Origin of the sequence: Spirillospora sp. NPDC049652 (genome assembly GCF_040675125.1) — a bacterium.
In the GTDB taxonomy this organism is placed as follows: Bacteria; Actinomycetota; Actinomycetes; order Streptosporangiales; family Streptosporangiaceae; genus Spirillospora.
The window spans coordinates 1-9,966 of record NZ_JBFAOF010000183.1 but is presented as its reverse complement, the minus strand read 5'-3'; the positions used below and the strand labels follow the sequence as shown (position 1 = coordinate 9,966).

Genomic DNA, 9,966 nt, shown 5'->3' with positions numbered 1-9,966 from the left:
GTCATCGTCGCCGAACTGGACGGCCACGACGCCGACATCGCCTGGCTCACGCCGTCCGGCGAGCCGATGACCGACGACGACTGGCACGCCGGGTTCGCCAAGTCGCTCGGGGTCTACCTGAACGGCGACGCGATCAGCGAGCCGGACGCGCGCGGGCGGCGGGTCACCGACGACTCGTTCCTGATGCTGATCAACGCGCACTCGGCCGCCGTCGACTTCACCGTCCCCGGGTACGACTACGGCGAGCGGTGGGAGGTCGCGCTCGACACCGCCGCGCCCGACACGGTCGGCGAGCGTCCCCGGGTGAAGGCGCGCGACGAGCTGGAGATCGTCGAGCACTCCCTCACCGTGCTGCGCCGCGTCTGAACCTGGTCCGGCGCGACGCCGCCCGCGGGTAGGCGCGCTCCGCTTGGGGCGGCCGGCGCTACCGGCGGGCGGCGGTGAGGGCGGCGAACAGGACGAGGACGAAGGTGGTGACCGCGACAAGGCCGTGCACCACGACGGCCGTCGCCGGGAACGGCTGGTCGGCGCCGCGAGCGTGGCGTCCGCCGGTGTCGCCGACCAGCCAGCGGGTGAACAGCAGGAGGCCCTGGAAAGCGACGGCGAGCAGGATCGCGAAGGCGAGCCAGGCGTACCAGACGCGGCCCGTGACGACGAACAGGACCCAGGTGGCCAGGCCCGTGAGGGCCGAGAGGGGATGCCCGAGCAGGACGGCCGCCGGGAAGCGCGTCACCTTGGCCGGCTGGCCGCGCAGACCTCCCCCCGCCAGCCAGCGCACCAGCAGGTGCGCCCCGGCGAGGGCGGCCAGAATCCATGCCACGAGCGCGGCGAACTCCACCCCGGCTCCCCTCCCGCGTGGTTCCCCACCCCCGAGTGTCGCGCGTTCCCCACCCCCGCACGGCTTTTTCGTGAGGATCGCACCACTGATCGTGATCAAGGCACGGGTCGCGCGCCCCGGGGATGGCGCGGGAACGCGGCCGGAACGTCCGGGCGTCCGCCGTCGGCGAAGGGTTCCGGCAGGTCGGCGCGTCCCCGGACGCGCCGGTGGACGCCCCGGGGCGGTGTTCTGTCGGCGGCGCCAGCCATGATGGACCCATGGACCTGCCGATCAGCCCGCCGCTGCCGCCGATGCTGGCCAAGGCCGTCAAGACGATGCCCGAGGGCGACCTGCTGTACGAGCCGAAGTGGGACGGGTTCCGCTGCGTCGTCTTCCGCGACGGCGACGAGGTGGAGCTGTCCAGCCGCGGTGAGAAGCCGCTGACCAGGTACTTCCCCGAGCTGGTCGAGGCCGTGAAGGCGGAGCTCCCGGAACGCTGCGTCGTGGACGGCGAGATCGTGCTGCGCGGCGGCACCCGGCTCGACTTCGACAAGCTCCAGCAGCGCATCCACCCGGCGGCGTCCCGCATCACGCTGCTGTCGGAGCAGACGCCCGCCTCGTTCGTGGCGTTCGACCTGCTCGCGCTCGGCGACGAGTCGCTGATGGACGTCCCGCTGGGCGAGCGCCGCACCCGGCTCCTGGAGGCGCTCGCCGACGTGCGGCCGCCGGTCCACGTGACCCCCGCGACCGACTCGGTCGAGCTGGCCCGGCGCTGGTTCACCGAGTTCGAGGGCGCCGGCCTGGACGGCGTGATCGCCAAGCCCCGCGACATCCCCTACCAGCCGGACAAGCGCGCGCTGTTCAAGGTCAAGCACGAGCGCACCGCCGACTGCGTCGTCGCCGGTTTCCGCTGGCACAAGTCCGGCCCGATCGTCGGCTCGCTGCTGCTCGGCCTCTACAACAGCGAGGGCCGGCTCCAGCACGTGGGCGTCGTCGGCTCGTTCCCCATGAAGCGCCGCGCCGAGCTGGTGGACGAGCTGAAGCCCTACAACCTGGACGACCTGTCGGAGCACCCGTGGGCGGGCTGGGCCGAGCAGGACGAGGCGACCGTCGACCGCATGCCCGGCGCGGTCTCCCGCTGGACGGGCAAGAAGGACCTGTCCTGGGTCCCGCTGCGTCCGGAACTGGTGGTGGAGGTCGCCTACCAGGCGATGGAGGGCGACCGGTTCCGGCACATGGGCCAGTTCCGCCGCTGGCGCCCCGACCGCACGCCCGAGTCCTGCACCTACGAGCAGCTCGAGGTGCCGGTCGACTACGACCTCGACGCCATCTTCCACACCCCGCACACGGCGGAGGACACCACCTACCGCAAGCCCTGACCGGGTCAGGTCCGCAGGCGGGTCGCGGGTCGGGGCCGGGCGTCCGGTAGCAGGGGCGCCGCGGGCGTCAGGCCGTACATGGCGTGGACGCGGCGGCGGACGTCCTCCAGGGGGTAGGTCCCGGGGTAGACGGCCAGCTTGAAGATCACGCCTTCGAGGACGCTGCGCAGCAGCACCTCCTCCAGGGCCGGGTCCGGCGCGCCGCGATCGGCGAAGATCGAGCGGATGCCGTCCTCGAACGCGGTGACCGCGGCCTCGTGGGACGCCTCGACGCGCGCGTACACCTCGCGGGTGGCGGGCTGCAGCATCAGGCACAGGACGAGGCGCTGCACCGGAACCGCCCCGTATGCGGCGCCGAGGACGCGGTCGATCAGCCCGGCGAGCCGCTCGTCGGCGGTCGTCTCGTCCGGGGCGGGCGCGGCCAGCCCGAAGGCGCCGGTCATGGCCTCGGTGAGCAGTTCCTCCAGCAGGGCCTCCTTGGTCCCGAAGTAGTAGGGGACCAGGCCGCGCGCGACCCCGGCGCGGGCGGCGATCCGCGCGACGGTCGCGCCCTCGTACCCGTGCTCGGCGAACAGCTCCAGAGCCGCGCCCAGGATGCGGCGGCGGGACTGCTCGCGCAGCTCCCGGTTGGTCTCCTCGGACCGTGGCGACAAGCCGGACCCCCTCGGACGGCGGACGACGACGTCCCATTGTCCCCGCTTCCCCGCCGGAACCCCGAAACCGCCGGACACCGTTGACTGACTGGCTGTACAGTCAACGATCATCCGCACCAGAGCCCCACAGAAGGGATCCCCCCCATGGCCGCACGCGACTGGCCGGTCAAGAAGGCGTTCCAGCAGGCCGCGCAGCCCGGCGAGCACCTGCTGGCGAGCTGCATGGTCAGCCTGCCCGGCACGCTGAAGCGCGACGGCTACTACGCGGCGCTCGGCAACGTCACCGGCATCCGCCTGGTCGAGGCGACCGGCGCGAACGGGCTGCCCGCCAAGATGGTCGCCGCCGTCACCGACCGCCGCCTACTGCTGTTCTCCCAGTCCTGGCTGGTCATGGGCCGCGCGAAGGACCTGGTCGTCGAGGTCGACCTGCGCCAGGTCGCCGGCGTCGAGCGCCGCGCGGCATCCCGCGCCCAGGTCACCATCAAGCTCGCGAACTTCGCGATCCACCTGCGCGACGGCAACGTCCTCGAACTGGAGTCCGCCGACCCCACCGGCGCCGACGGCCTCGTCAGCGCCCTGGCCTCCACCGTCACCCCCACCTGACCGCCCGCGACCTGGAGCCGGGCGCGGCCCTCACCCCATGGACTCGCCGCGCGACAGCCACCGCGTCGGCCGCACCCGCACGAGCACCGTCTCCAGCGCGGTATGCGCGGTGGACGCGAGATACGCCGCCCCGCCCTCGACTCCGAGGTACCGCTCGGCGACGGCCCGCCGATCCGCCGGATCGGCGGGCTCCTCGTATCCGGCCACGTCGCCCTCCACCGTCACGTACCGATACGGCGGCGCCTCGTCCTGGACGGTCAGCGTGACCCGTCCCGCGGCCCGGACGAGCCGCATCTTCCGGCTGCTTCCGCCGGTGATGAAGCGGATCTCGCCGCCCGGCTCGTACAGGTACCAGACCGGCATGGCGAGCGGCGCCCGCCCGTCCTCCGCCGCCACGCTCAGCACCCCGACCCGAGGCTCCGCGAGGAACCCCTCCCGCTCGTCCGCCGTCATCACCCGCGTCACGCCGCACTCCCCTCGCCGAAGCTGGTTAGAAGAAACAGCCCCCGGCCCCCCTGCCCCATTCCGCCGCCCCGCCCCTTGACCGACAACGGCCACACACCTCACGAGAACAGTTCGGGTCGGCGCCCGGAAGGCACCGACCCGAACCCGAACTCACACCCTCAGGCCATCAGCCGGCCTTGATCCGCCGGACGAGCCCCGCAAGCTCCGCCCGGCCGACCAAAAGGTGACCGAACTCCGGACCCTTGCTGTCCCGCACGCCCACAGACACGCCGAGGTCCGCGCACTCCACACAGTCCCCGCCGCTGCTTCCGCCACCGGAGTAGCTGCTCTTACGCCAGGCCGTTCTCACAGCCGCGCCTCCAAAATCCGTCGCGCGCTTTGGGCAGGTCGAGCGGCAGCTAGTGCTGTCTGATCTGCCTGATGAGCGCCGCCAGAGATTCGCGGCCGAACGAAAGATGACCGTCCTTGGGGGCTTTGCTGTCACGGACGCCCACAGCCCCGCCGAGGTCGGCGAGTTCCACGCAGTCACCACCGCCACCACCAGTGCCACCGCCGGAGTAGCTGCTCTTACGCCAGACGATCTTCACTTCAGACGCTCCAACTTCTGTCGGATCAACTCTCGCGAGCCGTCTTCGGTCAGGGCCTTTGCCCCCATTCGTTCCCACCTAAGTGACAGCTCACGCACCTGGTCGGATACGTGGACCACTTTGCCACCGATCTGAGCCCAGACATAGGCCACATCACAGCCCGTTTCCGTGACGATCAGCTCAAAGTTTCCATCCGTGCCCACGTGCGTGCGTTGGCGGTGCTCCACGATGCGGACACTGAGCCGCTCACTCAGATCGAGGAGTGCTTGGAGCTGCTCCCTCTTCAGCTCACTCGACTCGATCCACTCCATCTCCAGCGCATCCTCGTCGATCAACACCCAGAGGGACGTGTCCTGCCCCAACAGGTTCTCGGTCCGGGTCATGCGGTTACGCACTGCGGCTTCGACGTCGGGCGCGATTCGGATCTTGTTGATGACGGCACGCGCATACGCCTCCGTCTGAAGAGGGACGGGGATGAAGTGCGCGACGTAAGCCTTGATCACCAAGGCGTCTCTCTCGTAGTCCCAAAGCTCTTTCACCCAGTCCTGCTCATTACCGAACAGCACAGCGAAATGCCGCATGACCGAGAAGGCGGTTCCCCATGCCCTGTCGAGAAGCTCGGCGTGCTCCTTGGTGATCTGGAGACGGTTGGCCTCATAGTTTCCTACGCGCTGCCGATCCGCTCCGATGATCTGAGCGACCTGCTCCAGGGTGAGCTCCCGCCGCTTGCGCTCTTTCCGCAGGTAAACGGCCACGGCATGCCAGAGGGAGTCGTACGGGTTCAGCGACTCGGCTACGGACATCGACCTCTCCCTGTTTGTAGTAACCCGTCCACAACTCATGGCGCGACGAGCTCTTGCGGAGGATTCTATGACCAGAGTCAACGCCAGTCAGGCGAAATTCGAAAGGTCCAAACATGTCGTATTTCTTCCCCACTCCGCGGACCGAACGCGACCACCTGGAAATGCTCTACCAAGAGCTCTCACCGTGGCATGACGAGCTCGGGAAGCTGCTGCTGAGCGTCAACGGGCACGCGTTCCTGGAGCTGGTGAACCGCCGCGTCCCGGAGATCCGCCGGACCATCCGCGTGAGCGTCATCGAGGTGCCCGGTGGCGCGCACGAGGTGGTCTTCCGCACCGACTGCTACGGCGAGATCCCCGGCGACACCCTCGCCGACAAGGCGTCGACGCTCGCCCGAGCACTCCGCGTCGACCTCACAGGAGCGATGTGATGGCGAACGCTCTGCTCATCCCGCTCCTAGCCACTACCTGCGTGCTCGCCGCCGCGTGTTTCGGTGTGGCCGCCCTCCGCCGCCTCGCCCTGCGTCACCCGCCCGGCCGCCACCGCTTCGACCGTCCCACCTCGGACGACACCGTCCGGAACCGCTGGACGGAGGGTCGCTGAAATGGATCGCGAGCAAGCCCAGAGAATCTTGCTGAGGCAGGCGCTCGACGTCGCCTCGGCGGCCTACACCGAGGCCATGCAAACCTACGGCCTGCTCCCCGGCACGGTTCGAGCCGTCCACGCCCTCGCCGAAGCCAACCTCGACCGCCTCTTCACCGCACCTTCGGCCCCGCAGTCACCGTGGGACACCGAGGATTGACACCAACACCTACGAGACCCGTGCTCACGGAGGCGCATCGTGTCATCGCAGAACTTCGAGGAGACCTTCGCGGCGATGCTCCGCGACGCCGACCATGAGGCCCTGCACCTTGAACTGCGCGACTTCTATGGCCCTCCGTCCAAGACGTTCGCGGACTGGAAGGCCGGGATCGGCTACGACCCGGCGGACAGGTTCGCGCCCTGGGTGTCGCTCGTCCGGGAAACCGTCGCACGCGGTGTCGCGGTGCGTCGCGCCCGCATCGTCGGCACCCCCGTCAGCGAGTACACGCGTTACCTGCACTGGACGACGAGCATGAACATCGGCGCCGGCGAACAGGTCCGATGGCTCGCCCGCCGCGACGCAGCCGATCTCTGCCTCACCGGTGCGGACTTCTGGCTGATCGACCGCGCCGTCGTCTACTGGAACCACTTCTCCGGCGACAGCATCCTCAGCGAGGTCGAACAGGACGCCCGGGAGTCCTCGGCCAGGCTGGCGTATGCGGCGTTCGAAGCCGCTTGGGCCAGGGGCGTGGACCATTCCAAGTTCGATCCTGACTTCCACCCCTACATAGTTCGTTGACGAATAGTTCTTTGGCGAACTAGATTGCCGGGCAGGTTCAGGCGCGGCGGCGCTCACGTCGTCCCGGCGGCGCGTCAGCGTGCTCGTTGGGGCTGGGCGCGGGCGGCGATCAGGGGTGGGAGGGGCTTGTGGGCGAGGTTCTCAGCCCGCGTGAGGTGTTCTTGCGGCTTGTCCATGGGGTGTGTGAGGGGCGGGTGGAGGAGGTGCTTGAGCTTTACGCCGAGCGGACTCATGTGGAGCATCCGTTTCATCCGCTTGAGGCGCCTCCGCTGCGGTCGCTTGAGGAGCTGCGGGCGCACTTCGCCGGGCCGCCGCCTGGAGTGAGCCCGGGGCACACGTTGCGGCGGCGGCCGGTCGGGATCGTGGTTCACGAGACCGCGGATCCTGAGGTCATCGTGGCCGAGTTCCGGTACGAGGGGACGGTGGTGGAGACCGGGGAGGCGTTCAGCGTTCCGGCGGTCTTCGTCATGCGGGTGCGGGACGGGAAGATCGTCGAGTCGCGGGACTACCTGGACCATCTGCGGTCGGCGCGGGCCCGGGGGCAGCTCGGCGACGTTCTGGACGCCGTGCGGGAGCATCACGGGGTCTGACGGCCCGGCGCCCACGCGGGGCGGGCGCCGGGAACACGGTCAGGGACGGTCGGTCTCGGCCTCGACGGTCTGGCGGTCGAGGTCGGCGTTGGACCGGGCGAAGCCCTTGGGCGGGGTGTACGGGCGCAGATACGTCTGCTTGAGGCCGGGGACGCGGTCCTCGATGACGTAGGTGGCCTTGGTGGAGGCGGCCGCGCCCGGGGTGCGGACGGTGTCGACGGTCTTGAAATCGGCCTTCATCTGGTCACGGTCGATGCGGGTCAGGACGTAGCCGCGCTGGTTCGAGTAGAACTTCAGCGCCGGGTTGTGCTTGAACCAGGGGTGCGTTCCGTCGCCGTCCGCGCCGTCGCCGCCGGTGGTGACCGACGAGCAGACCAGCTCGCTGCCGACCGTCCGGGCGGACGGGTCGTCGTAGTCCAGCTTCAGGTCGCCGGCCCAGTGCGCGTGGACGTCGCCGGTGAGGACGACGGCGTTGCGGACCCGCGCGTCCACCCAGCCGCGGGTGATGCGCTCGCGGGAGGCGGTGTAGCCGTCCCAGGCGTCCATGCTGGTGACCTTGAGCGGGCCCGCGTCGCGGTCGCGCTGGCCGAAGAACACCTGCTGGCCGAGGATGTCCCAGCGGGCGGCGGACCGGCGGAAGCCCTCCACGAGCCACCTCTCCTGCGCGCCGCCCGTGATCGTCCGGGACGGGTCGTCCGCGGCGGCGCAGTTCTGGTAGCCGTCGCCGCACGCCTGGTCGTCGCGGAACTGGCGGGTGTCGAGCATGTGGAAGTTGGCGAGGCGGCCCCAGCGGATCCGGCGGTAGAGCTGCATGCCCGGGCCGTGCGGGAGCGAACCGCGGCGCAGCGGCATGTTCTCGTAGTACGCCTGGAACGCGGCGGCGCGGCGCTTGAGGAAGTCGGCGGTGGCCGGGGTGTTCGAGCCCTCCTCGGGGACGGCTCCCGCCCAGTTGTTCTCCACCTCGTGGTCGTCGAAGACCACCAGCCAGGGCGCGGCGGCGTGCGCGGCCTGGAGGTCGGGGTCGCTCTTGTACTGCGCGTACCGGTGCCGGTAGTCGGCGAGCGAGACGGTCTCGGGGCCCTCGTGGTCGCGGACGTTGCCGCCCGGGATCTTGTAGTCGCCCTTCTTGTACTCGTACTGGTAGTCGCCCAGGTGGAGGACGAGGTCCGGTTCGTCCTCGGCGAGGCGCCGATACGAAGTGAACAGGCCGTGTTCGTACTGGGAGCAGGAGACGAAGGCCATCGCGAGCGGGCCGCCGAAGCTGAACGGGCTCGGGGCGGTGCGGGCGCGTCCGGCGGGCGACACGTGGCCCTCGACGCGGAAGCGGTACCAGTAGTCGCGGCCGGCGGCCAAGCCGTTCAGCTCCACGTGGACGCTGTGCGCGGACTCGGGGCGGGCCTGCGCCGTCCCGCGCCGGACGATCCGGCGGAACCGCTCGTCCGCCGCGATCTGCCACTCCACCCGGAAGGCGCGGGCGGGCATGCCGCCCAGGCCGTCGGCGGCGTGCGGGTCGAGGGCCAGGCGCGTCCAGAGGACGAAGCCGTCGTGGTCGGGGTCGCCGGAGGCGACGCCGAGGGTGAACGGGTCGGAGGGAAGGCCGTGCCCGGGGGACGCGGCGGCGGTGGCGGCCGTGGCGGACGGCGCGCCGGCCATGCTGAGCGCCCCGGCGGCGCCGAGCGCGAGCGATCCGGCCAGCACGGACCGCCGTCCGAGGGCGGGCGCGGGCTCGGTGGGACGGGGCGAGGCGGGGAGGTGGGGGGCTTCTGGCATGACGGCCTCTCGGGGTCCGGCGGGTGTCGTCGGACAGCGTCGCGAGGCGTCATGGACCCGCCGTGGCGGCCGGGTGACGTGCGGGCGTACGGAAGGAGACCAAAAAGATCTTGGAAAGGGGATCAGGGAGCCGCCGGGAGTGTTAAACTCTTAAACCTTGGCTCGACCGAACAGACTTAACCCACTCTGAAATTCAGAGTACCAGGAGAGGGGAGACACGTCAACCGCGCTCCGTCAACCCGCCAGGTGAGGCCACCGCTTCCGGGGCGGCGGGAGGACGGGGAGCCGCCGGTCCGGCACGGTGGGCCGGGACGGCGGTGGCGCGGCGGACGGTCGGGGCGAGAGGCGGCAGGCGACGTGAACGACGGTGAGGCGGGGATGGTGCACGTGGGAGACAGCGGATCCGTGGCGGGCGGGGCGACGGCGGACGGCGCGGGGCGGGCCGGCGAGGCGGTCCGGGCCGAGGACGCGGTGCGGGCGGAAGGCGCGGTACAGGCCGAGGACGCGGTGCAGGTGGCGTTGCGCGAGGAGAACGCGCGGGTCGGGTACATGTACGCGCGGCTCGACGCCGAGCGCGACGCCGCCGAGCGGGCGCTGCGCCAGGGGCCGCTCAGCGGGGGCGGCGCCGGCCTCCAGGCCCAGCTGGAGAAGTCGGTCGCGACGGACGAGGCGGCGCGCACGCTGTCCCGGCTGCTCGGCGTCGAGCACGGGCTGTGCTTCGGACGCGTCGACCACCGTCCGGACCGGCCCGGTGAGCCGGGCGACACCTTCTACATCGGGCGCATCGGCCTGCGCGACGAGGACCGCGAGCCGCTGCTGATCGACTCTCACGTTGTGTAGTTGAAAGCATATAGCCGGATGCCACATGGCAACCAGTAACAAGTCACATTGCTGGCGATCGAGACGGAAGCAACCGGCGC

The 9,966-nt window shown here is 70.5% G+C and carries 15 protein-coding genes and 1 pseudogene; 9 read left to right on the top strand and 7 right to left on the bottom strand.

Translation table 11 applies throughout. The features are described 5' to 3' along the window. A pseudogene (locus AB0J52_RS14975) lies at positions 1-366 on the top strand (glycogen debranching enzyme); the annotation flags it as partial. Positions 367-424: 58 nt separating this feature from the next. On the opposite strand, the gene AB0J52_RS14970 reads toward AB0J52_RS14975, so the two are convergent. Further along, entirely contained in the window at positions 425-838 is a 414-nt protein-coding gene (locus AB0J52_RS14970; protein WP_500182146.1) for a hypothetical protein, read from the bottom strand. Between the two features lie 257 nt (positions 839-1,095). On the opposite strand from AB0J52_RS14970, the gene AB0J52_RS14965 reads away from it, so the two are divergent. After that, positions 1,096-2,196: an ATP-dependent DNA ligase gene (locus AB0J52_RS14965; RefSeq protein ID WP_500182145.1), complete on the top strand. Its 1,101-nt coding sequence runs from the start codon at positions 1,096-1,098 to the stop codon at positions 2,194-2,196. Positions 2,197-2,201: 5 nt separating this feature from the next. Here the strand turns inward: AB0J52_RS14965 and AB0J52_RS14960 are convergent, their stop codons facing one another. Continuing rightward, positions 2,202-2,849, bottom strand: coding sequence for a TetR/AcrR family transcriptional regulator (locus tag AB0J52_RS14960; protein ID WP_500182144.1), 648 nt, complete (start codon positions 2,847-2,849; stop codon positions 2,202-2,204). 144 nt (positions 2,850-2,993) lie between these two features. Here AB0J52_RS14960 and AB0J52_RS14955 point away from each other — a divergent pair, with 144 nt between their 5' ends. Beyond that, on the top strand, positions 2,994-3,452 hold the full coding sequence (locus AB0J52_RS14955) for a hypothetical protein (protein WP_500182143.1): 459 nt from the start codon (positions 2,994-2,996) through the stop codon (positions 3,450-3,452). A gap of 30 nt (positions 3,453-3,482) precedes the next feature. Here the strand turns inward: AB0J52_RS14955 and AB0J52_RS14950 are convergent, their stop codons facing one another. From AB0J52_RS14950 to AB0J52_RS14935, 4 genes are all read right to left on the bottom strand, one after another. Further along, positions 3,483-3,917: a TIGR03618 family F420-dependent PPOX class oxidoreductase gene (locus AB0J52_RS14950; protein WP_500182142.1), complete on the bottom strand. Its 435-nt coding sequence runs from the start codon at positions 3,915-3,917 to the stop codon at positions 3,483-3,485. Between the two features lie 166 nt (positions 3,918-4,083). Continuing rightward, positions 4,084-4,266, bottom strand: a complete 183-nt coding sequence (locus tag AB0J52_RS14945; protein ID WP_500182141.1) for a DUF397 domain-containing protein — start codon at positions 4,264-4,266, stop codon at positions 4,084-4,086. 49 nt (positions 4,267-4,315) lie between these two features. After that, entirely contained in the window at positions 4,316-4,504 is a 189-nt protein-coding gene (locus AB0J52_RS14940) for a DUF397 domain-containing protein (protein ID WP_500182140.1), read from the bottom strand. After that, positions 4,501-5,307 (bottom strand): helix-turn-helix domain-containing protein, encoded by an 807-nt coding sequence (locus tag AB0J52_RS14935; RefSeq protein WP_500182139.1) that lies wholly within the window; start codon positions 5,305-5,307, stop codon positions 4,501-4,503. Before AB0J52_RS14935 ends, AB0J52_RS14940 begins: the two co-directional genes overlap by 4 nt. 113 nt (positions 5,308-5,420) lie before the next feature. Between AB0J52_RS14935 and AB0J52_RS14930 the strand changes: the two genes are divergently transcribed. From AB0J52_RS14930 to AB0J52_RS14910, 5 genes are all read left to right on the top strand, one after another. Beyond that, complete coding sequence (locus AB0J52_RS14930; protein WP_500182138.1) at positions 5,421-5,735, top strand: hypothetical protein; 315 nt, start codon at positions 5,421-5,423, stop codon at positions 5,733-5,735. Continuing rightward, positions 5,735-5,908: a hypothetical protein gene (locus tag AB0J52_RS14925; protein ID WP_500182137.1), complete on the top strand. Its 174-nt coding sequence runs from the start codon at positions 5,735-5,737 to the stop codon at positions 5,906-5,908. The genes AB0J52_RS14930 and AB0J52_RS14925 overlap by 1 nt, the downstream gene beginning before the upstream one ends. 1 nt (position 5,909) lies before the next feature. Beyond that, positions 5,910-6,107, top strand: a complete 198-nt coding sequence (locus AB0J52_RS14920) for a hypothetical protein (RefSeq protein ID WP_500182136.1) — start codon at positions 5,910-5,912, stop codon at positions 6,105-6,107. Between the two features lie 39 nt (positions 6,108-6,146). Next, a complete protein-coding gene (locus AB0J52_RS14915; protein ID WP_500182135.1) occupies positions 6,147-6,686 on the top strand; it encodes a DUF6879 family protein in 540 nt (179 codons plus the stop codon). Between the two features lie 128 nt (positions 6,687-6,814). Further along, entirely contained in the window at positions 6,815-7,276 is a 462-nt protein-coding gene (locus AB0J52_RS14910; RefSeq protein ID WP_500182147.1) for a nuclear transport factor 2 family protein, read from the top strand. 39 nt (positions 7,277-7,315) lie between these two features. Here the strand turns inward: AB0J52_RS14910 and AB0J52_RS14905 are convergent, their stop codons facing one another. Further along, entirely contained in the window at positions 7,316-9,046 is a 1,731-nt protein-coding gene (locus AB0J52_RS14905) for an alkaline phosphatase D family protein (protein ID WP_500182134.1), read from the bottom strand. Positions 9,047-9,403: 357 nt separating this feature from the next. On the opposite strand from AB0J52_RS14905, the gene AB0J52_RS14900 reads away from it, so the two are divergent. Then, positions 9,404-9,886, top strand: coding sequence for a hypothetical protein (locus tag AB0J52_RS14900; RefSeq protein WP_500182133.1), 483 nt, complete (start codon positions 9,404-9,406; stop codon positions 9,884-9,886). The last annotated feature ends 80 nt before the right edge of the window (positions 9,887-9,966 follow it).